This is a genomic window from Labrenzia sp. OB1 (assembly GCF_001624695.1).
Taxonomy (GTDB): Bacteria; Pseudomonadota; Alphaproteobacteria; order Rhizobiales; family Stappiaceae; genus Roseibium.
In genome coordinates this window covers 30,596-52,874 of sequence record NZ_JSEP01000007.1, presented here as the reverse complement: position 1 = coordinate 52,874, position 22,279 = coordinate 30,596, and the positions used below count along the sequence as shown (strand labels likewise).

At 61.9% G+C, this 22,279-nt stretch carries 21 protein-coding genes and 2 pseudogenes; 10 read left to right on the top strand and 13 right to left on the bottom strand.

Annotated features, from left to right (window positions below; translation table 11 throughout):
* The first annotated feature begins 49 nt into the window (after positions 1-49).
* From OA90_RS11145 to OA90_RS11135, 3 genes are all read left to right on the top strand, one after another.
* Entirely contained in the window at positions 50-1,129 is a 1,080-nt protein-coding gene (locus OA90_RS11145; protein WP_068410894.1) for an endo-1,4-beta-xylanase, read from the top strand.
* Positions 1,129-2,544, top strand: a complete 1,416-nt coding sequence (locus tag OA90_RS11140; RefSeq protein ID WP_199823675.1) for an oligosaccharide flippase family protein — start codon at positions 1,129-1,131, stop codon at positions 2,542-2,544. The genes OA90_RS11145 and OA90_RS11140 overlap by 1 nt, the downstream gene beginning before the upstream one ends.
* 119 nt (positions 2,545-2,663) lie before the next feature.
* Positions 2,664-4,445, top strand: coding sequence for an alpha/beta fold hydrolase (locus tag OA90_RS11135; RefSeq protein ID WP_199823674.1), 1,782 nt, complete (start codon positions 2,664-2,666; stop codon positions 4,443-4,445).
* Between the two features lie 11 nt (positions 4,446-4,456).
* Here the strand turns inward: OA90_RS11135 and OA90_RS11130 are convergent, their stop codons facing one another.
* Both OA90_RS11130 and OA90_RS11125 read right to left on the bottom strand, forming a co-directional pair.
* On the bottom strand, positions 4,457-5,212 hold the full coding sequence (locus tag OA90_RS11130) for a cobalt-precorrin-6A reductase (protein ID WP_068410888.1): 756 nt from the start codon (positions 5,210-5,212) through the stop codon (positions 4,457-4,459).
* Entirely contained in the window at positions 5,196-6,296 is a 1,101-nt protein-coding gene (locus OA90_RS11125) for a cobalt-precorrin-5B (C(1))-methyltransferase (RefSeq protein WP_068410885.1), read from the bottom strand. Before OA90_RS11125 ends, OA90_RS11130 begins: the two co-directional genes overlap by 17 nt.
* Positions 6,297-6,406: 110 nt before the next feature.
* Here OA90_RS11125 and cobA point away from each other — a divergent pair, with 110 nt between their 5' ends.
* Together cobA and OA90_RS11115 are read left to right on the top strand one after the other, a co-directional pair.
* Positions 6,407-7,273: a uroporphyrinogen-III C-methyltransferase gene (cobA, locus tag OA90_RS11120; RefSeq protein WP_068410882.1), complete on the top strand. Its 867-nt coding sequence runs from the start codon at positions 6,407-6,409 to the stop codon at positions 7,271-7,273.
* Positions 7,263-8,588 carry a cobyrinate a,c-diamide synthase gene (locus tag OA90_RS11115; protein WP_068410879.1) on the top strand — a complete coding sequence of 442 codons (1,326 nt, stop codon included), beginning with the start codon at positions 7,263-7,265 and terminating at the stop codon, positions 8,586-8,588. The genes cobA and OA90_RS11115 overlap by 11 nt, the downstream gene beginning before the upstream one ends.
* A 27-nt stretch (positions 8,589-8,615) precedes the next feature.
* Here the strand turns inward: OA90_RS11115 and OA90_RS11110 are convergent, their stop codons facing one another.
* From OA90_RS11110 to OA90_RS11070, 9 genes are all read right to left on the bottom strand, one after another.
* On the bottom strand, positions 8,616-9,245 hold the full coding sequence (locus OA90_RS11110) for a class I SAM-dependent methyltransferase (protein WP_068410876.1): 630 nt from the start codon (positions 9,243-9,245) through the stop codon (positions 8,616-8,618).
* Positions 9,246-9,387: 142 nt separating this feature from the next.
* Positions 9,388-10,161, bottom strand: a complete 774-nt coding sequence (gene cobM / locus OA90_RS11105; RefSeq protein ID WP_068410874.1) for a precorrin-4 C(11)-methyltransferase — start codon at positions 10,159-10,161, stop codon at positions 9,388-9,390.
* Complete coding sequence (cobJ, locus tag OA90_RS11100) at positions 10,158-12,044, bottom strand: precorrin-3B C(17)-methyltransferase (protein WP_068410865.1); 1,887 nt, start codon at positions 12,042-12,044, stop codon at positions 10,158-10,160. Before cobJ ends, cobM begins: the two co-directional genes overlap by 4 nt.
* A complete protein-coding gene (cobI, locus tag OA90_RS11095) occupies positions 12,014-12,739 on the bottom strand; it encodes a precorrin-2 C(20)-methyltransferase (RefSeq protein ID WP_199823673.1) in 726 nt (241 codons plus the stop codon). Before cobI ends, cobJ begins: the two co-directional genes overlap by 31 nt.
* Positions 12,736-13,935, bottom strand: a complete 1,200-nt coding sequence (locus OA90_RS11090) for a bifunctional cobalt-precorrin-7 (C(5))-methyltransferase/cobalt-precorrin-6B (C(15))-methyltransferase (protein ID WP_068410859.1) — start codon at positions 13,933-13,935, stop codon at positions 12,736-12,738. Before OA90_RS11090 ends, cobI begins: the two co-directional genes overlap by 4 nt.
* Positions 13,932-14,210, bottom strand: a complete 279-nt coding sequence (locus tag OA90_RS11085) for a hypothetical protein (protein ID WP_068410856.1) — start codon at positions 14,208-14,210, stop codon at positions 13,932-13,934. The genes OA90_RS11090 and OA90_RS11085 overlap by 4 nt, the downstream gene beginning before the upstream one ends.
* Before the next feature lies 1 nt (position 14,211).
* On the bottom strand, positions 14,212-14,868 hold the full coding sequence (locus OA90_RS11080) for a precorrin-8X methylmutase (RefSeq protein WP_208986089.1): 657 nt from the start codon (positions 14,866-14,868) through the stop codon (positions 14,212-14,214).
* Complete coding sequence (locus OA90_RS11075) at positions 14,865-15,989, bottom strand: sirohydrochlorin chelatase (RefSeq protein WP_068410850.1); 1,125 nt, start codon at positions 15,987-15,989, stop codon at positions 14,865-14,867. The genes OA90_RS11080 and OA90_RS11075 overlap by 4 nt, the downstream gene beginning before the upstream one ends.
* Positions 15,989-16,228 carry a DUF6732 family protein gene (locus OA90_RS11070; protein ID WP_068410848.1) on the bottom strand — a complete coding sequence of 80 codons (240 nt, stop codon included), beginning with the start codon at positions 16,226-16,228 and terminating at the stop codon, positions 15,989-15,991. Before OA90_RS11070 ends, OA90_RS11075 begins: the two co-directional genes overlap by 1 nt.
* Before the next feature lie 426 nt (positions 16,229-16,654).
* Between OA90_RS11070 and OA90_RS11060 the strand changes: the two genes are divergently transcribed.
* Together OA90_RS11060 and OA90_RS11055 are read left to right on the top strand one after the other, a co-directional pair.
* On the top strand, positions 16,655-17,026 hold the full coding sequence (locus tag OA90_RS11060) for a DUF2946 family protein (protein ID WP_156510459.1): 372 nt from the start codon (positions 16,655-16,657) through the stop codon (positions 17,024-17,026).
* An 83-nt stretch (positions 17,027-17,109) separates the two neighbouring features.
* The gene (locus OA90_RS11055; protein WP_068410839.1) at positions 17,110-18,516 is read left to right on the top strand and encodes a PepSY domain-containing protein; all 1,407 of its coding nucleotides are present in this window, start codon (positions 17,110-17,112) and stop codon (positions 18,514-18,516) included.
* A gap of 31 nt (positions 18,517-18,547) precedes the next feature.
* Here the strand turns inward: OA90_RS11055 and OA90_RS29005 are convergent.
* Positions 18,548-19,351 (bottom strand): annotated as a pseudogene (locus OA90_RS29005) (PP2C family protein-serine/threonine phosphatase); the annotation flags it as partial.
* Between the two features lie 144 nt (positions 19,352-19,495).
* Positions 19,496-20,014, bottom strand: a pseudogene (locus OA90_RS29475) (DUF3365 domain-containing protein); the annotation flags it as partial.
* A 348-nt stretch (positions 20,015-20,362) separates the two neighbouring features.
* Here OA90_RS29475 and OA90_RS11045 point away from each other — a divergent pair.
* The 3 genes from OA90_RS11045 (at position 20,363) to OA90_RS11035 (ending at position 22,218) form a co-directional block, all read left to right on the top strand.
* Positions 20,363-20,881 (top strand): ACT domain-containing protein, encoded by a 519-nt coding sequence (locus OA90_RS11045; RefSeq protein WP_068410831.1) that lies wholly within the window; start codon positions 20,363-20,365, stop codon positions 20,879-20,881.
* Between the two features lie 265 nt (positions 20,882-21,146).
* Complete coding sequence (locus OA90_RS11040; protein ID WP_068410828.1) at positions 21,147-21,545, top strand: helix-turn-helix domain-containing protein; 399 nt, start codon at positions 21,147-21,149, stop codon at positions 21,543-21,545.
* 94 nt (positions 21,546-21,639) lie between these two features.
* Positions 21,640-22,218, top strand: a complete 579-nt coding sequence (locus tag OA90_RS11035; protein ID WP_068410826.1) for a sugar O-acetyltransferase — start codon at positions 21,640-21,642, stop codon at positions 22,216-22,218.
* Positions 22,219-22,279 lie beyond the last annotated feature (61 nt).

The following is a 22,279-nucleotide window of genomic DNA, read 5'->3' as shown; positions in this document are numbered from 1 at the left end:
TTACGTGGCCGATGCCAGTTCCCGACTTGGCGCTAAGGATACGAAGTCGATGCATAGACGGGATTTTGTGCTTGGTGCGCTTGGCGCTGGCCTTGCGTCCACCGGCTCCATGAGCCTGCTCTCTCCGGCTGGAATGTCCGCAAACGCGGCCGCCGCCGCGAATGCCGTCCCCTATGGTGCCGCAATCCGCGTCGATAATCTGGAAAGCGATCCTGATTATGCGGCTGCGGTTCGCGCATATTGCCAGCAGGTGGTGGGCGAGGGCGGCCTCAAGTGGTTCGATCTGCGTCCGGACCGTTCCGTTTTCAACTTCGACCAGCCCGACCGTCTGATCGCCTTTGCCGATGCCAACGGCATGACCATGCGCGGCCATACGCTGGTCTGGTACGCGGCCCTGCCGGAATGGACGAAGGAGATCACCGCGTCCGAGGCCGAATTCGAGCTGACCCACCATATCGAGGTCGTCGTCGGCCGCTATCGGGGCCGTATTCCCAACTGGGACGTGGTCAACGAACCGATCTCGGAAGATCCCGCGAAAGAGGGGGCTCTGCGCGATTCCATCTGGCTTCAGGCCCTGGGGAAGGGCTACATCGAGCTTGCCTTCAGGACGGCGGCGGCGACGGACCCCGGTGCCCAGCTCGTCCTGAACGATTTCAATTTCGAGAAGACGACCGAAGTCTGCCGCCAACGACGTGTGGCGATGCTGGACCTGCTGAAGGAGCTCAGTGATCGCGACGTTCCGATCCATGCGCTGGGCCTTCAGGGGCACCTCACAGGGGAAGCCGAAATCGACAAGGAGGGCCTGTCGCGCTTTGTCGAGGAGGTGAACGGGCTCGGCCTGGATATCTACGTCACCGAACTTGACGTCATCGACAACAACCTGCCCGCAGCACAGGGAGTGCGCGATCAGATTTCGGCTCTCAGAGTGCGGGATTACCTCACCGCGATCTGCGATGTGGTCGAGCCGAAGGCGATTCTGACCTGGGGCATATCGGACAAATACACCTGGGTGCCGATCTGGTTCAAGCGCAGGGACGGACTGTTGAACCGGCCGTTGCCGCTGGATGAGAACTTCCAGCCCAAGGCGATGATGCAGGTCCTGCAAGAATTCACGCGTGCAGGTTCATAGTGCTTCGTCAGGTTTCGTCCTACATGACCGCCAATGTGGTGTCCGCGGTGTTCGGCTTCGCGCTCGTGATGCTGTTCACGCGGGTTCTGACGCCGCATGAATACGGCATTTATGTCGTCGGCATAGGGATCGCAACCCTCTTTTCCTCGTTGCTTTTCAACTGGATCAAGGTCTCCCTGCTTCGTTTCAGCTCGGAAGGCGAAGAGGTCGACATGCGTCTCACGGGGCTGGCCGCCTTTGCGGTGATCGCCATTGTCAGCCCCCTTCTGTTCGAAGTCTTCGTTCTGGTCTCGGGAGAATCCGGCAGTTACGCGCTGGAGGCGCTGTGCGTGGCGATTGGCGTGGGGCTGTTCGAGTTTCTGCAGGAGATCTTCCGCGCCCATCAGCGTACCGGACTTTTCGCATCCTCGATGATCGTGCGCAGCGCGACGGCCTTCGCCATTTCCTGCCTGCTGGTGATGGGATTCGATCTTGGTGGAGAGGGCCTGTTGCTCGGTGTCGCCGGCGGCTATTTCGTCACACTCGTCTTTTTCATGCCTTCGATCCTCAAACGGCCGATGAAAGGCTTCGATCCCGCCATCCTGAAGACGATGCTGCGCTTCGGACTGCCCATGACCGCATCCGGGGCTGCCTTCACGCTCCACTCCTTCTTCGACCGGATACTGATCGTGTCTCTTCTGGGCGAAGCCGCAGCCGGGATCTATGGCGCCTCCGCGGATTTCGTCAGGCAGATCATTCTCATGATGGGCGTTGCCATAGGCTCGGCCGTGGTGCCGATGGCGATCAGGTACTACACGCGCGACGGGCTCAAAGCCACCGACCGGCACATGGCAAAGAGCTTCGAGATCCTCATGGCTCTTATCCTGCCGGCGGTCGCCGGAATGGCGCTGACATCCGGCCGGCTGGCGACCTTCATCCTCGGGGAGGATTTCCGCGTAGCCGCAACGGCACTAATTCCGGTCCTGGTCTTCGCCTGGCTTTTCCGCTCCATTACCTATCAGTACATCCATGTTAGCTTTCAACTGGCGAAAAAGCCGTCCCTGATGGGAATCCAGGGACTTTTCATTCTCGTCATCAGCGTCACCTGCATGATGGTTCTCGTCCCCCGGTACGAGCTCATGGGGGCGGCGGTTTCGCTGGTGATTTCGGAAATCTGCGGTGTCCTGTTCGGTTATTATCTGAGCCGGTACGCCTATCGTCTGCCTGTGGTGGTCTGGCCGACGGCGAAGGTGTGCCTGGCGACGGGGCTGATGGCGATACCGACTTATCTTTCCATGCGCTTTCAACTGACGAACGACTTCCTGAACCTGATCGTGCCGGTTGTCACGGGAGCGGTGACCTATGTCGGCATAGCCATCCTGTTCGACATCGCAGGTTTGCGCACCGCGGTCGCGAGCCGTTTCAAGGCGGCTTGATCGGGATACCTGCCGGATAGGGCCCTGTTAACTGCTGTTGTTGTTAGCTTCCCGTTCTGGAGAAACCTGAAATATGGTGAGCGATGCACATGCGGGACACCGGGCAAAAGGATGACAACGTGGCGGCTGCCGCTGACGGGCGCGATGGGCGGGAAGATGTCGGACTTCCGGCTGCCCGGCCGGTTGTCTACGCAAACCTGACCGGTCATTTCACCGCTGCCGGTGGGCAGGAGAGGCCGAAGGGTCTTGCAGTGCTTTTCCTCAGGCCCTGGGGGCTCGAGGAGTTACTCACCCGAAAATTCTACCGCTATCTGGCCGATCTTTTTGCGGCAAACGGCGTTGCCAGTCTGAGGTTCGATTATCCCGGAACGGGGAATGCCCTTGACGATCCGGCGGAAGACGGTCTCGCATCCTGGCGGGAGGCAATCGAAAGCTCGGCGGACGAATTGCGGGCTCTCTCCGGGGTCTCGCGGATCGTTGTCCTTGGCCAGGGGCTGGGCGCAGGACTGGCTTGCGAGTTCGCTGCCGGAGCCACGGACATTGCCGGTCTGGCCCTGCTTGCTCCGGTCTTCAAGGGTCGCGGATATTTGCGGGAACTGAGTCTCTGGTCAAAATTCGTCGATGACGGTCTCGGCTTGCGGCCGGAAGACCGCGACAGCACACCCGGCTCGATTGCCGGGATCGCCATGCCAGAGAAACTGGTCTCCGACCTCAGGAGGTTCAAAGCTCTTGAGCCGGAATTCCGGTCGCGAATGCCCGTGCTGCTGGCTCCCCGACCGGAAGTCCAGATTGACCCTGCGGTGACGGAAAAACTCCGCTCGGCGGGCTGTGCCCTGCAGTACCAAGTCTATCGGGATTACAACGCCATGCTGACCGACGCTTCGCCGCCGGTGCTGCCCGTTGCCTTTGGCGACGATCTGCTTATGTGGCTGAAATCTCTGCCTGAATGGCGCTGCCAGGCCGCAGCGCCCGCCAAAGCGCCCCAGGTTGTCCCGCTAGCGAGTGGATATTTCAGGGAAACACCGCTCCGCTTCGGAGAAAACAACCGGCTTGTCGGGACCCTGTGCGAGCCGTCCGGTCCCTTCACCGGCGTGACGGTGGCGATCCTGTCGACATCCTACGATTACCAGATCGGCTGGGGCCGGATGAACGTTCAGCTGGCGCGGAGGCTGGCTGAAAAGGGTATCGCGACCCTTCGCTTCGATGGTGCCGGAATCGGTGACAGTCCGCCGGTGCCCGGCCGCAATGCTCAGGTTCTCTACTACAAGAGCCAGATTGAAGACGCCGAACTGGCCTACGAGACGCTCAGGTCACTTGACCTTGCCGAAAAGGTCATCGTGCTCGGTAGGTGCAGCGGCGCCTATACGGCCTTTGAGGCAGCTCTTGAGTGTGCGCATTGGAAGGCGTGCATTTCAATCAACCCATACGCCTTCCATTGGCGCTTTATCGGCCTGCCGCATCCCATCAGGAAATACTGGGCCGAGTTCAGGGAGCCAGGGCTTATGGCACGAATCCGCGAGGGCCGGTTCGACCTAAAGGCGGCCGCGGTCAATGTCCTTGTGCGTCTGATCGACCGGGCAGTGCAGTATCCCGCCGGAATATTTCCGGTGCTGGAGAAAATCACGCGAGGGAACCGCAAGGTTCATAAGGCATTCCGTAAGCTGGCCGGCAGGGGAACGCGGCTGACCATCGTCTATTCCGAAGGCGATGAGGCGATGGAAACGTTCCTGATAAATTTCGGCAGAAATGCCGATGGGCTTGCAGCCTTCCCGAACACTAGCCTACACTTTATCGCCAATGCCGATCACAATCTGACACCTCTGCCCGCACGGAAACAACTGTTCAGGGTCGTGGAAGAAGAAGCCCTGTTTCTGGCGGGTGTGGAAGTTGATCGCCCCTGAAGCACAACACCCTAAAAGGACATTGTCTGCCGGACCGCTATGAGAAGGTCCGGGGTATCGCTGCAGGTCAGTGCTGCCGGCAGGTCAGGCCGCCGGACCATGATGACCGGCAGGCCGAGATGCCTGGCCGCCCTGATCTTTGCGCTGGAGCGTTTGCCGCCGCTGTTTTTGGTGACGACATGCGTGATCCGTCGGTCCTTGAAGAGCGCGACTTCCTCTTCCGCCAGTTTCGGCGGGCGGGACAGGATCAGTTCCCAGTGATCCGGCAGCACCGTCTCGGGTGGTTCGATCATGCGGGCAACGGCATGGATATCCGGTCGGCGCGTGAAGCAGTCGATGTCCTTCCGGCCAATCGCCAGAAAGGCTCGGGCATCGCAGGGCAGGGCCGTGGCGGCTTCTTCCATGGAAGCGGCACTCACCCAGGTATCCCCCTCGACCGGCGTCCATACCGCGCGCTCCAGCCGGAGCAGTCGGATATCGGCAGAGGCTGCGGCCGCCACCGCGTTGCGGCTCATCTGCGCCGCGAACGGGTGAGTAGCATCGATCACGACCGAAACGGCTTCCGCGATCAGATAGCTGGTGAGGCCTTCGACCCCGCCAAATCCGCCGACGCGCACAGGAACGCCGGGATCGGGCAGGTCGCGCACAACGCCCGCATAGGAAGCGGTGATCCGGGCTTTCGGAAAGGTTCCCGCCAGTGTTCCGGCAAGCAGGCGCGCCTCCCGGGTGCCCGCAAGCAGGAGGATATGATCAGGACGCGCTGTCAAAACCGCACTCTCCCAGCACGTTGCCCTGGCGGTCTGTGATCAGCACTTCCACCGCAACCGGTGCCTCCTTGAGGATTTCGCGGACGGCGGTTTTCGTCTTTTTGGCCAGAGCGGCGCTGAGGCCGATCCCCGCTTCAAGCGAATGATCAAGCACTTCCTTGGCGGTGTTGGCGGATCCGGCCGCTGAAATCATCGCGGCCGGAGCACCGCATTCCCTGAGCAGTTCCTGAAGAAATGTGAAGTCGACGGAACTGCGGGCGGAATGGAGATCCAGTGCCCCCTGGGCCAATTTGGAAAACTTGGCGAAGCCGCCGGCAAGCGTCAGTTTGTCGACCGGATGGTGGCGCAGATATTTCAAGAGACCGCCGGCGAAATCTCCCATGTCCAGATAGGCGGCATCCGGCAACTCGTACCGGCTGCGGATTGCGTCTTCCGAGGAAGCGCCTGTCGCACCGGTGACATGGGTCAGTCCGATGGCCCGGGCGACGTCGACGCCGCGATGGATCGAGGCGATCCAGGAGGCACAGGAAAACGGCCGCACGATGCCCGTGGTGCCGAGTATGGAAAGACCGCCGGCAATACCCAGGCGCGGGTTCATTGTCTTCAGGGCGAGCGCCGCGCCTCCCTCGATGGAAATCTCGATTTCGACATCGCCGGCCGCGTCATGGAAGCCGGCAACTTCATCGACGGCCGTCTGCAGCATCCTGCGCGGTACCGGATTGATCGCGGGTTCGCCAGGAGGAATAGGCAGTCCGGGAAGCGTGACAGTTCCCACACCTTCACCCGCCCTGAAGCGCACCCCGCTGCCCCAGGGAAGCAGCCGGACCGTCGAGGTGATCAGCGCTCCGTGGGTGACATCGGGGTCGTCACCGGCGTCCTTGGTGATTGTAGCCTTGGCTTCTCCCGCTGTGTGGCTATGCCGGGTCAGCACGAAAGCCGCGGTTCCGCCCTTCGGCAGCGTGATCTCCACGGGATCGGGAAACGCGCCGGTCACGAGAGCGGTGTAGGCGGCTTTTGCCGCCGCCGTGGCGCATGCGCCCGTCGTCCACCCGCGCCGCAGCTCTTTTGGCTCAACAATCGACATGGTCCCTCTATAGCGAATGTCGCGCGGCTTTGCGCTGAAATGTCGTTTTCGGCGTCTTCCGCATCGCGGAATCGCTTGGCGCTTGTCGCTCAGCCGGGTAAACAGGATCCATGAACGGCAACGAAACCAATATCACTGTGCCCGCTGGCCTGCCGGAATTCGAGCCCGGCTGGGTGTGGCTTGCTGGCGCAGGTCCGGGAGATCCGGGGCTGTTGACCCTGCACGCCCTGAACGGTTTGCGGCAGGCAGACGTGATCGTCTATGACGCGCTTGTCGACCAAAGCATCCTCACCTGGGCAAAACCCGGTGCGGTGACCGACTATGCCGGCAAGCGCGGCGGCAAGCCGAGCCCCCAGCAACGCGACATCACGCTGAAGCTGATCGACTATGCCCGCAAGGGAAAACGGGTTCTGCGTCTCAAGGGGGGAGATCCGTTCGTGTTCGGCCGGGGCGGCGAAGAAGCGCTGGGCCTCGTTGCGGCAGGTGTTCCGTTCCGTGTGATCCCCGGAATCACAGCCGGCATCGGCGGCCTGGCTTACGCGGGCATCCCGGCAACTCACCGGGACTGCAACCAGGCGGTCACCTTTCTCACCGGACATGACCAGACCGGCCTGACGCCGGACGCGGTCAATTGGGACGGTATTGCAAAGGGCTCGCCGGTGATCGTCATGTACATGGCGATGAAGCATCTGGAAGCCATAGCCGGCAAACTGATTGCCGGTGGACGGTCTGTGGATGAGCCTGTGGGCATCGTATGCAATGCGTCCCTGGTTGGTCAACGGGTGCTGGAGACGACCCTTGGCCGCTGTTTCGAAGACGCGGCCGTGGCGAAGCTGGAGCCGCCGGCAATCGTCTGTGTCGGCGAAGTCGTCCGCTTGCGCAGCGGGCTCGACTGGCTCGGCGCGCTTTCCGGAAAGGAGCTGGTCTCCGATCCGCTCGGGCTGTGGGCAGACCGGCAGACGGCTGATGCCGGGTAATCTGAACGTCAAGGAAGCAAAAGGACTGCTGGTCGCCGCGCCGTCCTCCGGAGCCGGCAAGACGACGCTGACGCTTGCGCTTCTGCGGGCGCTGAAAAACGCCGGCCGATCCGTCGTACCGGCCAAGTCCGGCCCTGATTATATCGATCCGAAATTTCACGAGGCGGCCAGCGGCAGTCCCTGCACCAATCTCGACGCCTGGGCGATGACGGGCAGCACCCTGCGCACGCTTGCCCGCCACCAGGCGCAGGGACACGATCTTCTGCTTGTGGAGGGGGCCATGGGCCTTTTCGACGGGGCCGCCAACGGCACCGGTTCGGCGGCCGATCTCGCGGTGGCTGTGGGGGTGCCCGTGGTGCTGGTTGTCGATTGCGCCAGACAGGCGCAATCCGTCGCGGCCCTCGTCCACGGCTTTGCCGGTTTCAGAAAAGACGTGTGCCTTGCGGGTGTGATCCTCAACCGGGTCGGCAGTGCCCGGCACGAAAAGATGCTGCGCTCCGCCCTGGAACCGTTGAGGGTGGAGGTTCTGGGAGCGTTGCCGCGCTCCGATGACCTTATACTGCCGGAACGCCATCTGGGTCTCGTCCAGGCGGGCGAGCATCCGGATCTGGAAGCCTTTCTGGACAGGGCGGCTGAACTCTGCGTGCGGCATGTCGATCTCGCGCGGATAGCGGAGGTCGCGGGCGGGCTGACATCCGCGAATGGCGAGGGTATTTGTCTTCCCATGCCGCCCGGACAGCGGATCGCCATTGCCCGCGACGTTGCGTTCGCCTTTGCCTATCCGCATCTTCTGGAGTATTGGCGCTCCGCAGGAGCCGGGCTTTCGGTCTTCTCCCCGCTGGCTGACGAAGCTCCGGCCGCGGATGCGGACGCGATTTATCTGCCCGGAGGATATCCGGAACTTCATGCGGCGCGGCTCAGCGCAGCCGGACGTTTCAGGGCTGGAATGAAGTCCGCTGCGGACGCCGGAAAGCTGATCTACGGCGAGTGCGGAGGCTATATGGTTCTCGGGTCCGGGCTCGTCGGCGCTGACGGTATCCGAAACGAGATGCTCGGTCTGCTGCCGCTTGAAACCTCCTTCCTGACCCGCAAACGCCATCTTGGCTACCGCAGGCTCGAACCGCTCGCCGGATTGCCCTGGAACGGCGCATTGACGGCGCATGAATTCCACTATGCGTCCATCGTCTCCGAAGGGGCCGCGGACCGGCTCTTTCGCGCGCAGGACGCGGAAGGAGTGGCGCTTTCAGACATGGGTCTGCGGCGCGGGTCGGTCATGGGATCCTTCGCGCATGTGATCGCGGCTGCTTCAAGTTAAGCAGGTCCGGCACCAGCCCGATCCGGCCTAAACGACCTCCAGCACGACAAGCTGACAGAAGATGTCTTCCTTGGTGTGATACGGGCTGTGGGTGATCTCCACCGACTTTGTTCGGCCTCCCGCTTCCAGTTGGCCGACCTTGTCCTTGAATCCGTCGGCCTCCCAGGCGCTGTCGCGTACGGTCAGAACGACCGGAGCGCCGGGCTTGGTGATACGGATGAGTTCATCGATCCCATCGGGTCCCACATGGCCATTGGTGAAGACGCCCGCGCTGACCACGCCGTCATAGGTGTCGTCGTCGATATCCTGAAGCCGCCCGCTCATGTCCGCTTCGCTCAGCTTGCGGTAAACCTCCTTGCGGCGGGACGCCTCCAGCATTTCCGGTGTCAGGTCGATCCCGTCGATGCTCAGGTTGGGCTTGCGCTTGATGAGTTCGATGCCCACCAGACCGGTGCCGCAACCGGCATCGAGGACAAGCGCCGTGTCGGACACGCGCCGGCAGAGAGCTTCCGCGGTGATCTGCGGTGCGACATAACCGATGTCGAGCAGCAGGTCGCTGTCGTAGCTGTCCGACCAGTTCTTGTAAAAGTCCCGGATCGTGTCGGGGTCGCCTCCAAGGGTGACCGACTGTTGCAGCAGCGGATTTTCAGCACTCATGCCTGCCTCTTTCTGATGTTATCAGATCAGGATAGGCGCATCCGATGCTGCAATGCAAATGCGTTCACGGCGGGGGTGAGGCTCGATCAGGCCGTCTGAACTGCCGGCCGGCGAAACAGGTGTCTGTTCTTGCCGGGTGGTCTCACCCCTTCGCCTTCTTTTTCGGCCGGAGCACGTGCACGTGGTCGGCATCGTAAAGCGCGCTGTCGCGGAAGTCCTCGCCCGGCTTGAGAGCGTGGCCCACGAAGATCAGCGCGGTGCGGGTGATCTTCGAGGCGCGCACCAGGCCGGCGATTGTCGAGAGCGTGCCGTGGATGAAGGCCTGGTCCGGCCAGCCGACCCGGTAAGCGACGATCACCGGACAGTCCGGCCCGTAATGCGGCACGAGCTGGCGCTCGACCTCGCGCAGGTTGCGGATCGACAGGTGAATGGCGAGGGTCGCACCGCTTTTGCCAAGTGTGTCCAGATCCTCGTTGTTGGGCATGGCAGAGGACTGCATGGCCGTGCGGGTGACGATGATCGTCTGGGCGACTTCCGGAATGGTCAGCTCGGTTTTGAGCGCGGCGGCGGCGGCTGCGAACGCCGGAACGCCGGGTGTGACGTCGTAGCCGATCCCCAGCGCATCCAGCCGGCGCATCTGCTCCGCCGTGGCGCCATAGATGGACGGATCGCCGGAATGGACCCGGGCGACGTCCTGTCCTTGCGCGTGGGCGGTTTCGATCTCGCCGATGATCTCGTCCAGTGTCATCGGTGCGGTGTCGACCACACGCGCGCCGTCCGGGGCCGCGGCGACGATCTGTTCCGGCACCAGAGATCCGGCATAAAGACAGACAGGGCAGGACTGGATGAGCCTGAGGCCCCTTACGGTGATGAGCTCCGGATCACCCGGTCCCGCGCCGATGAAATGAACGGTCATTGAGTGCCTTCCGGGGGCTGGGGATCGCTCTGATCCGTGGAGTGAGGTGTGTCGTCCTTCAGTGCCTTGGGAGCATCGATGCGCTTGGCATAGCCGCGCGGCGTATAGACGAAGGGCTTGCCGTCACCTTTCATTACCGTCCTGGTGTTCGACGAGCCGACAAGAACTGTGGTCAGCATGTCGACGTCATCCACTCTCAGCGCTTCCAGCGTTGTCACGCGCAGGGTTTCCTCGGGCCGCCCCAGATTGACGCCCAGAATGACGGGAGTGGCGGCGGACCGGTGCTGCAACAGTATCTCGCGCGCTTCCGCCAACTGGGTTCGGCGGCGTCTGGATACCGGGTTGTAGAAGGCGATGACGAAATCGCCTTCGGCGGCCGCCTTCAGGCGTTTTTCGATCACTTCCCACGGCGTGAGGAGATCGGACAGGGAAATGGCGCAGAAATCATGGCCGAGCGGCGCGCCGATGCGGGCCGAACAGGCCTGCAGGGCGGAAATACCGGGCGCATTGGTGATGCTGACACGTTTTGCCGCGTCTGAAACGCCGCCGAATTCCTCCTCGCGGTGGAGCAGCTCGTAAACCAAGGTGCCCATCGCATAGATACCGGCATCCCCGGAGGAGATCAGCGCGACAGTCTTGCCCTTGCCGGCCTCTTCAAGGGCAAAGCGCACCCGGTCTTCCTCCGCGCCGAGCGGGAAGTTGTGGAGGGTCTTGCCGCCAATGTGCCGTTCGACGATATCCAGATAAAGCGAATAGCCGACGACATCGGTGGCCTGTGCAAGCAGATTGGTTGCCTCGGGCGTCCGCCAGTCGTCCTTGCCCGGTCCGATGCCGATGACCGAAAGGTGGCCGCGCGCGCGGCCGGCAGTGTCCGCGTTGATGAAATTGGGCGACCGGGCGATGGCGCATGTGGCGTTGTCGGTCTTCTGCTTTTCGACTGTCAGCGTTCCGAAGGCGCCGGAAGCCGAAAGGGCCGCCCCTTCGGAAACGCCATGGCAGCCGACTTCCGCGAACACCACATTGGACGGGTTTTTCAGCCGTGGCGTCTCGCGCTGCAACTCGACCGCGGAAAATACGCGCAGCGGCACATCAAGATGCTCCGCAAGCGCGGTGACAGCGGCTTCGTCGGCTTTCAGATCAATGGAGGCGACGCAGGCGACAGCGCCTTTGGCGATATTCGCCTCGGCAAGGTTCCGCTCGACCAGGCCGATCAGTTCCTCGGGCGCACACCCGCGTGCACAGCCGACGCCAACGGCATATTTCAACGGATTGTAGACGAGCCGTGTGGGGCTGCCGTCAAGGGGGTGTTCCGTCGCGGCCAGGGTGATGGCGGCATCCTCTGCCTGCAGCAGCTTTGCCGCGTTCAGCCAGTCCGCCTTGCCCTCGATGCGAACAGGTGCACCGGACAGCAGTTCGGCCATCACCGGCTTGGCGTCGTCCGGGTTCGCAAGACGCCAGCCTTCCGGCGGCACGTCGAGGGCGATCCCCAGCTTGGTATCGCCGGCGGTGGTGATCGCGGCGTGGCCGCCAAGCGCCTTGGCCAGCAGACGTGCCAGTTCATTGGCGCCGCGATGGCCGCCGAGCAGCGGCACGATGCTCGAGCCGTCCTCGGAAACGGCGATCACCGGCGGCTCGTTGCGTTTGTCCGACAGGATCGGCGCAAGGGCGCGGATCAGGATGCCGCTGGCGCAGAAGCCGACAATCGGATGTCCGGCCTTGAACAGCAACTGCAGGTGCTCGACGGTCTCGTTGAACTGCGTGTCAGCCGTCGGCACACGGCCGGCAAGACCGTGAATGCGCGCGGTTGAGAACCGGCCTGCAATGTCCTGGGCGGTGTCGAGACCGGCCTGATTCAGGACGAATAGGATGGGGGAAGCGTCCACGCTTCTTCTCCCTTGTAAACGAGGATCATGGAAAAATAGGGGGCGGTTTCCGCATCGAGGTCAACGAGGCGATGCACTTTTTGCTCAGGTAAGCTTGCACGTTCCACATATCCCGCCTTGTCGATGAGGTCCATCTCGGTGAGCAGGGCCTTGAGACGGGCGAGATGGCGGCCGACCTTCATGATGACGACCGCCTGGGCCTGGCCGATCTTGCTGCGGATCTCGGCATCGGGCAGGGGGCCGGGAATGACCGTCATCACGTCGTTTCGCGATGTCAGCGGCCGGTGGAGCTGTGCCGCGCAGGCGGTCAGCGACGTGACGCCGGGCACGATGTCGATGGGAAATCTGTCAGCGAGGCGTTCGAACAGATACATGAAGGAGCCGTAGAAGAACGGGTCGCCCTCGCAGAGCGTGACCACATCCTGTCCGGTTTCCAGAACCGCCGCGATTTCTTTCGCGGCACGGTCGTAAATCTGCTGCGCCGGAAACCGGTCGGTGCGCATCGGCACGATGATCGGTATCTCGCGCACGCCAGACGGCAGCGCACCGGCGGCGATCGAGCGGGCGAAGCTTTCGCCGCTGTCGGGCGCCGGATAGGCGATCACCTTCGCGCTGGAAATCAGCCGGTGGGCTTTCAGGGTCATCAACTCCGGATCTCCGGGCCCAAGACCGATGCCGTAAAGGGTTCCGCTCATGTCTTGCTGAGGCTCCACTGGGTGACCGGCATCGAAGGGCGCCAGCCGGTCAGGCCGCCGACGGCGCTTGCCCGGTGAACGGAGAGTTTTTTCAAACTGCCGCCAAGGCTTTGATAGGCCGACATGAGGATAGCCTCGCTTTCAAGCGTGACGGCGTTGGCCACAAGTCGCCCACCGGGTTCGAGCGCACTGAGGGCCGTCTCCACGATCCCGGGTGCGGTCAGACCGCCGCCGATGAAGATCGCGTCCGGTTGCGGCAGGCCCTCCAGTCCTTCCGGCGCCTGAGCGTCCTTCAGTTCAAGCTGCGGCACCCCGAGAGCAACGGCGTTTTCAGCCGCCATCTGCCGGCGCTCCGCGTGGGGCTCCAGTCCGATGGCCCGCGTCCGGTCCGCCGCGCGCAGCCACTCGATGGCAATCGATCCGCAGCCGGCGCCGATATCCCAAAGGAGTGCGCCCGGAAACGGTTTCAGTTCGGCGAGCGTGACCGCGCGGATGTCCTGCTTGGTCATCTTGCCGTCATGGCGGAAGGCTTCGTCGGGGAGGCCCGGTGTTCGGGCCCGCAGCCGCAGCCCCGGATCTGCAACGGCCTCGATCGCCAGCGTATGGAAGTCGGCAATCTCGCCGGACCAGTCTTCCGCCGTCGCCGCGACGATGCGTTCCTTGTCTCCGCCAAGATGTTCCAGAACGGTCATCCGTGTCCGGCCGTATCCCTCATCGGCAAGAAGATCCGCAACCTGGCGCGGTGTGTCCGCGTTGCTGGTAAGCGCCAGAATGCGTGCTCGCGGATAGAGCGCGGCGCGCAGCAGATCGACAGAGCGTCCGTGAACCGAAAGACACTCGGTGTCCTGCAACGCCCAGCCGAGGCGGGATGCCGCGAGCTGGAAAGCGGAAAGGGACGGCAGCACCGTCATCTCTTCCGCACTGAAGTGTTTGAGGAGCGAAGCGCCGATCCCGTACCACATCGGATCTCCGGTCGCGAGCACGGCAACCTTGCGGTTCGAGCAGGCTTTCAGATCCCCGAAGACGGAAGAGAACGGGCTCGGCCACGGTCTCTTTTCAGCCTTCAGGGGACCGGCCAGCTCGAGGTGGCGGGTACCACCATAGACGATGTCAGCCGAAGACAGGGCCTCCGCGGCGCCCGGCGCCGATACACCGTCCTCGCCGATACCGATCAGCGTCAGCCATGGCGAACTCATTTGTCCTCCAGCACGTAGGGCTTGACCTTTGCCTTCACGGGAAGCGTCTGCGGTTTGCCGTCGGAAGTTACGGAGACCGGGCGTGAGCCACGGGATCTGTGGTGTTTGTGCTCCGGCTCGCCGGGAGCTCCCGGTACGGCCTTTGCCTGACTGCCGGGCTGCGACAGGAAGCCGAGCGAGCGCAGGGGCTTGTTGCCGGCGCGCGATTTCAATCCCTGTTCCGGCCCCCGTTTCCGCCCCTGTTTCCGCCCCTCTTTCCGATTGTCTTCCGCCATCTCACTTTTCCTCCGGCAGACCGGCGGCAAGTGCATTGACTGCGGCAGCGGCCATCGCGGACCCGCCCCGGCGGCCTCTGACGGCCAGAAAGGGAATGCCGAACGGATTGGCGATCAGCGCGTCCTTGGATTCCGCCGCACCGACAAATCCGACGGGGAACCCGAGAATGAGCGCCGGCTTCGGAGCGCCTGCTGCAATCGCTTCCAGAAGATGGAACAGCGCGGTCGGCGCATTTCCGATTGCCACCACGGCCCCTTCGAGCCGGCTTCGCCACAATTCCACCGCCGCAGCGGAACGGGTCGTGCCCAGCTTTGCCGCGAGACCGGGTACGGCGTCGTCGTTCAAGGTGCACCGGACATCGGTGCCTTCCGGCAGGCGGGAGCGGATGATGCCGTGCGCAACCATTTCAACGTCGCAGAGCACTGTGCTCCCCTTCGCGAAGGCCTCCTGTGCCGCGGCAGACACGCCATCGGACCAGGCAAGATCCTGCGGCAAATCCGTCATGCCGCAGGCATGGATCAGGCGGACAGCCACCGGATGCAGGTCCTCGGGAAGGTGTGAAAGATCGGCCTCCGCCCGTACGATCGAAAAGGATTGCCGGTAAATGGCCGCCGGGTCCTTTTCATAGGCGTAGGGCTGGCAGGGCTCACTGTTCACGGTTTTCCCGATCCTTGCCGGTTCAGCGACTTCGGTCCGTGCGGATGGTCCGCATGCGGATAAGGAGGGTGGTGGTGGCCGTGGTCGTGCCCATGTGCATGGTCGTGATCATGTGTGTGACCATGCCCGTGCTCATGCGTGTGCCCGTGATCGTGTGGGTGATCATGATGGTGATGGGCGGCGGCCTGCACCTGCTTCTCGCAGGCGCCGGTGCAGATTTCCTCGCAAAGCCGGCATTCGGCTTCCGCGCCGAGGCCTTCGACATGGTGGTGGTGGCTTTCCTGCGCGAGACCCACTTCCGCCTCGAATCCGAGCACCTGTTCGCGGTATTTGCACAACTGGCAGTTCATCAGGTTGGCACCCTGCAGGATTTCCTGCACCCGGTCCGCCATGGTGTCGATCACCTGGGGATGATCGTTCAGGTAGCCCGCCTTCAGAAACTCGATCTCGGGATGCCCGGCGGCGACCTCGTCGGTCGTGCCGTAAATCCGTTGCACCAGAACGCCGGTGAAAAGAAAATAGGGAAACACGATGATGCGCTTGTAGCCGAGCTTCGCCGCGTGCTCCAGGCCGGCGCCGACCAGCGGGAAGGTGACGCCCGAGTAGCAGGTCTCCGCCCAGCCGAAGCCGAAGCCTTCCCACAGCATTCGCGTGATCTTGGAGACATTGGAATTGGCGTCCGGATCGGAGGCTCCGCGCCCCACCACCATCAGCAGCGTCTCATGCAGCGGGACGTCACTGTCGGCCGCGTCGATGGCTTCCTGAATGCGTGCCGCGGCGGCTTTCACCATGCGCGTGTCGACAGCCAGTTCCCGGCCATAGGAGATTGTCATCTCCGGATGTTTGGCCTGATAGGTGTTCAGAACGGAGGGAATGTCGTTTTTGGCGTGACCAGCGGCAAACAGCATGCCCGGCACCGCCAGAACGCGCGTGCATCCGGCTTCCCGCAGCTTGTTCAAACCGTCATGGATGACCGGATTGGCAAATTCCAGATAGCCGTATTCCACCGGCCAGTGCGGGAAACGGTCCTTGAGACCTTTCGCAAGCTGGGCGAACTGCTTGACGGCACCCTTGTTGCGGCTGCCGTGACCGCAGATCATCAGCCCGAGTTTGTCAGCCATCAGGCAGTCTCTCCGGCGGTCTCTTCCTCGGCCGTTTCGGCCTCCGGAGCTTCGTCGGCCTGCTTCTTCTTGCGGCCTTGAAGCGCAATGATGCCAGCAACGAGAGCCGCTCCGGCCAGCGCCGCGGCACCGATCCAGTGCGAATGGCCCGCAAGCTCGCCCAGATGTCCGCCATGAGCGAAGGCGGACGTGGGAATGGATACGGCGGCGAGGCCGGCAAGGATGGTCCGGTGAAACATGTGTCTCCCCCATTTGGCAGGTGCCGGGACGGCGGTTGATGGTGCCGGCGGTAAGGGAGATGAAAGCAAACAAATACAAAAAGCTTGCCGCGAGCCATTCTGCCGCGAAACATGCTTTTGCAAATGCCCTGGACAGCTCCGGCCTTGGTTCCCTGAGTGGGTCAACCGCATCCGGAATCGCTTTCAGTCCCTTGCAAGGACGCCGTCAGTTTGCGGCACCTTAGGGGAGGCCTTCAGGCGGATCAAGCGTGAATCCGACATCTCCTGTCCGGAAAAGGCAGCCGGAAGTTTTCTCACGAAAACACCCTGGCGGTTTTACCGATTTCAGCATTTGTCTTTCCCGCCCCGTTGAATTAGAGAAGGATCATTCTCGGACGGGGGTATTGGGGCGTGAGGCGTTTCCGGCGGCAAATTCCGGATATGAAGATGGCAGTCAGGGCATTGCTCCTGCTGCCATTCCTGCTTGCCGGTCTGGTGCCGCAGGGCTACATGCCGACGGTGCAGGCCGATGGCGGCTTCACAGTCACGCTGTGCACCACCGAAGGTCTCAAATCCATCACGCTTGACGCCAACGGCGTCGAAATCCCCCCCGGGTCCGGTCAAGAAGACCCGGACCACGGCGCCTCCGGAAAGTGCCTTTTCGCAGGTGTCGGTGCATTTGCCGTCCTTCACGAGGCACCCGGATTCCCGCTTGCCCTCTCCGCCGCCCCTGGTGGCAGACCGGCGTTGTCCGGCGTCCGGCTTTCCTATCTGGTCCGGGGACAGAACGACGCCCGGGCGCCGCCGCTCACAAGCTGATCTTCCTTTCGAATTCTAATGCAAATTGATACCGGGGCGTCCCTGTGGCTTCACAGCGGACAACACCCGTTTATGGAGATCTCATGAGCGAGACACTTGAGAGCGCGCGGCCCGCGCCGGTCCCCAACCGGTTTTATATGGCTGCCTGGCGCTGGCACTTCTATTCGGGCATTTTCGTCGTACCGTTTCTGATGGTCCTCGCCGTCACCGGCATGATGATGATGTACATCGGCTTTTTCGACGGCCGGGACGGTGAGAATATTACGGTTCCGGTCCCGCTGGACCAATCGCCCCTGAGCGTTTCCGCGCAGGGGGAAGCGGCACTGAAAACCTTGCCCGGCGGCACCATCGTCGAATGGTTGAAGGGACGTGCCGCCGACAATGTTTCGGTGTTCAGGATCAATGAGGGCGGTGTTCAGACAATGGTCGCCGTCGACCCCTACAAGGGGGAAGTCGTTGACAACTGGGTCCGCCGGCAGGGCTGGTATGATTTCGCCGACAACATTCACAGCGAACTGCTTCTGGGCACAACGGGTGACAGGCTTCTGGAAATCGCCGCGGGTTTGTCGATCGTGCTCATCGTCACGGGTCTTTACCTGTGGTGGCCCCGGGACAGATCGTTCCTGCACGCGGTCGTTCCCAACCTCGCCGGCAAGGGGCGGTCGATCTGGAAGGAGCTTCATTCCAGCGTCGGCGTGATTGTTTCCGCCTTGCTGCTGGTGTTCCTCATCACGGGCATGTCCTGGACCGGGATATGGGGCGGCAAGCTGGTTCAGGCCTGGAGCACGTTTCCGGCGGAAAAATGGGACAATGTCCCGCTGTCCGATGACACGCACGCATCCATGAACCACGGCGCGGTCTCCGACGTGCCCTGGGCGCTGGAACAGACACCCATGCCGGCCTCAGGATCGAAAGCCGGCGAGACCGGTACCCCGCCCGGCGTTCCGGTCGATATCGACAGCGTGGCCCAGCTCGCCGGGGAAATCGGCTTCAACGCCCGCTACCGCATTTCCTATCCCGGTGGCGATCAGGGTGTCTGGACCATCAACCAGGACACGATGAGCGCGGATGCGGAAGACCCGTTCTCCGACCGCACGGTGCATGTGGATCGGCACACGGGCCGCGTTCTGGCGAATGTGGCCTTTGCGGACTATTCGCTCGCCGGCAAGGCGATGGCTGTCGGAATTCCCTTTCATATGGGCCTGATGGGGATCTGGAACCTGGTGCTCAACACGCTGGTGTGTCTTGCCGTCATGACGCTGTGCGTCAGCGGCATCGTGATGTGGTGGCTTCGCCGCCCGAAAAAGGCCGCGCTTAGGCTTTTCGCGCCACGGGCTCCCGCCGATATGCCCCACTGGCGCGGTGCCATGGTCCTGATGCTGTTCCTGTCGCTGATGTTCCCGCTGGTCGGACTTACGCTCCTGTGCGCCCTTGCGCTGGAGTATTTCGTCGTGGAACGCGTTTCGGCGCTGCGAAAAGCCCTGGGCTGACGATTGTTTCCAGGCGCCAGCGCCTGGAAACCTATTTGTGACGGATCACCAGGAGGGTGATGTCGTCATGCACCGTCTGGGTGGAGATATGGTCCTTGAGGTCGCCGAGCACGCCCTCAAGGACGCTCGATGCCTTGGCCGCACGATGCTTGCGGACGCTGTCCACCAGCCGGTCCAGACCGTAAAGTTCGCCGTCCGGGCTTTCGGCTTCGGTCACGCCGTCCGTATAGAGGACGATCATGTCGCCGCGGCCGAAGGGCAGGTCCCTGGTTTTGATAAAGGGTTCGATATCTTCGTCTAGCCCGATGGGAAAGCCGAGATCGACCGTGTCGACGATTTCGCAGTCGCCGTTTTCCTTCAGCAGGATCAGTTCCTCGTGCTGGCCAGAGAGGGTGACCTTGTCCCCCCCGAAATCCAGGAACGACAGGGTCAGGTGCTTGTCGGTTTTGGTGCGTTTGATGTTGCGGCAGACCGCGGTGTTGAGCGCGACGAGGAATTGCCTTGGATCGGACGGCCCGCGCTCCTGCAGCGCGACGGCGATGGACTGCACCATGAGCATCAGCACACCGCTTTCCAAGCCGTGCCCCGTGACATCGCCTATGCCGATCTTGACCCGGTCATCGAGCTGCAGAACATCATAATAATCGCCGCCGACCTCATCGGCAGGTTCCATGAACGCGGCGATCTCCAGTTGATGAATGCCGCCGAGTTCGTCCTTGGTCGGCAGGACCATCATCTGGATCCGGCGGGCGACCTCGATCTCCGCCCCCAGGCGCAGGTTCTCCGAGGTGAGCTGCTCGTTCAGCCTGGCGATCTTGGTATTTGCCTGCGCCAGGTTGATGTTCATCTTGTGGAAGCGGGTGGCCTGGTGCCATTGCAGGCCGGTTACGGCGGCTCCGATCGCTCCGGCGCCGGCGAAATACAGCAGCAGGAACTTGAAGGACCAGAGGTTGGCGGCAATCGGCTGACTGATGGTGATGGCCTGAATGCCGCGCACATCGCCGACCGCCCAGTCTGTCTTCGGGCTTTCCGGATGGCTGTTGTGGCAGGAGACACAGGCTTCTCCCATCATGACGGGGGAGGCGATCTGGATCTTCCTGTCAAAGAATGACCCCGCGTACCCGATGACGACATCTTCCGGGTCCCGGCTTTTGCGAAAGTCGGTGAGGGCGGTCTGTTCGAACGCGCTGAGATCGTGAGACTGGCGCTCCCTGAACGGCAGGTCCGAGACGAAGCGGTATTTCAGATTGCCTGCATCGCCGCCGATTACCTCGCCCAGTTCGATGGACAGCGTGGCCGGGATTGGAATGCCGCCGGGCGTATCGTGATACTCATGCGTCGGCGTCACCGTGCCGGGATTGTCCAGAACGCGCGCCACGACATTTTGTGCGTAATAGGTTCTGATCTTGCTGATCGCCTGGTCCAGGTCGACCGCCTGTGACTTTAGCGAATCGTCCGAGAGGGCGCGCAGGTCCAGCCACACGGCAACCGGAAGCATCGCCAATCCGGCAACAACCAGCACCAGGAACACCGCCGGGCGCTCGATCAGAGTTAGCCAGAACCTGTCTACACGGCGACGTTTTATCTGCTGCATCTGCGAACCTGAATTTTTCAACGGATCTGTATAGGTAGAAGTATCATGAATGGCAACCGAACCAGAAGGAGCCTTTCCCGGGCTCGGCAATGTGAGGTGTGCCATCTCCAGAGTGCGGGATCGGCGGCGACTTTCAGGCTCGTTTTTGACCAGTCTGAATTTGTCTGGTTCAACCTGCGTTCATATGAAATCATAGGGAAGCAGAAAAACCGACCCGATGAGGTCACTGCTCAGGAAACACCAAGAGGCGGCATGCAGACACATCTTGTTTTCACGGTCATAGCCCGGGACCGGCCGGGTCTTGTGGAACGCGTGGCCGACATCATCGCCGGTATGGGCGGAAACTGGATCGAAAGCTCCATGGCCCGGCTTGGCGGCGAATTTGCCGGCATTGTGCGCATAGTCATCGCCGGCGACAAGGCGGACGAGCTGGTTGTAAAGCTGCGGGCGCTGTCCGCGGACGGTATCGACATCACGCTCCGCTCCGACCAGACGGGCGCCGATGTACCCCAGGGCGCGTTTGCCCATCTCGATCTCGTGTCCCAGGACCATCCGGGCATCCTGCGGGACATCACCCGCGTCCTGAGCGAGCAGGGCGTCAGCATCGAGCATCTGGAGACCGAAGTCGCGAGCGGCTCCATGCAGGGCGAGGCGCTCTTCAAGGCCTCGGCCGATCTGCGCCTGCCGTCCACTCTGGCGCCGGCGGAGCTGAGCGAGGCGCTGCAGGAAACGGCGGCCGACCTGATGGCCGACGTCAAGCTGATCGACTGAAAGCCTGTTGCGGAACCGGCGATTGCATGATCGTCACGCGTGTTTTCACGAGACCATCTTCCCGGCGGTCAACTGGCCCAGTCTGGGGGGGCGCGCTCACATCAAGACGGCTCGGCAACAGACTGAAGGGAGACTGCGCCGAAGTTGGGGAGGGCTCATTCAGAATTCAGGCCGAAGTTGATGTTCCACAAGGTGGCAGAACACTCATCCAGACGATTGCCGACTTCTTTTTTACAATCAAATTTGACTGTGCTACCAAAGTGCAATGGCTAAAATATCCAAAGAACTGTGGGTTGGTTGTCCCTTCAGATACGCGGCTGCTGCATTCGGCGACAAATGGAGCATGTTAATCCTTCGTGACATTATGTTTGGCTCAGCGAAGCGCTATTCCGACTTTCTGAGTTCCGAGGAAGGTATAGCGACCAATGTTTTGGCCAGCCGTCTGGAACACCTTGTAAACGATGAGATTCTCAGAAAGAAACCTGATCCGGATGACGCCCGCAAGTCCATATATTTGCTAACGGAAAAGGGAAAGGATCTGGCTCCCGTGTTCATGGCCATGATCCAGTGGTCGCAGAAATGGGACGGCCAGACACAGGTTCCAAAGGACTATCTGGTCAATTTGCTTGCCGGGAGCGTACCTCCTTCTCCTGGTGAGTCTTGAGGACTGTTTTTTGCTTTCTATTTGCAACAAGAATACGTTCAGCCTGACGGTTACATTCTGTCAGCCTGCTGCCGGTTACGAACTGTGAGGCTTGATGGCAAAATCCGAACGCGAAAAAATGGTCTCCGGCGAATGGTATTCGTGCCTGGATCCCGAGCTGGACGCTTTGAGACTCAGTGCGCAATCCGCTGTCCACGAACACAATCTTATGCATCCGGCCGAGCGGAACGGCATGGGTCCGTCCTTGCGCAAGCTGCTCAATGCGCCAAACGCTATCATCGAAGCACCATTCTATTGCCCCTATGGTTTCAACATCGAGCTGGGTGATGGCACGTTCCTGAATGCGGGCTGCACAATATTAGACAGCGCTCCCGTGAAGATCGGCCGCCAATGCCAACTTGGACCGAACGTTCAGATCTATTGCGCGGAACATCACCAAGATCCCGACAAGCGTGCAGCCGGACTGGAAATCGCATTGCCGGTGGTCATCGGAGACAAGGTTTGGATAGGCGGTGCTGCGGTGATTCTGCCCGGGGTGACGATCGGCGATGGGGCGATTGTCGGTGCCGGTAGCGTCGTGACCAGGGATGTGGCGGCAAATACAATTGTTGTTGGAAATCCCGCAAAACAGATACAGCGAAAATCCTCGCCAGGTAAAAATTCTCCCGAGTGACGCCGCATCCAATTTGCCAGTTTGCAAAAAAATCAGCCTTCCTTGATGACGCGCCATATAA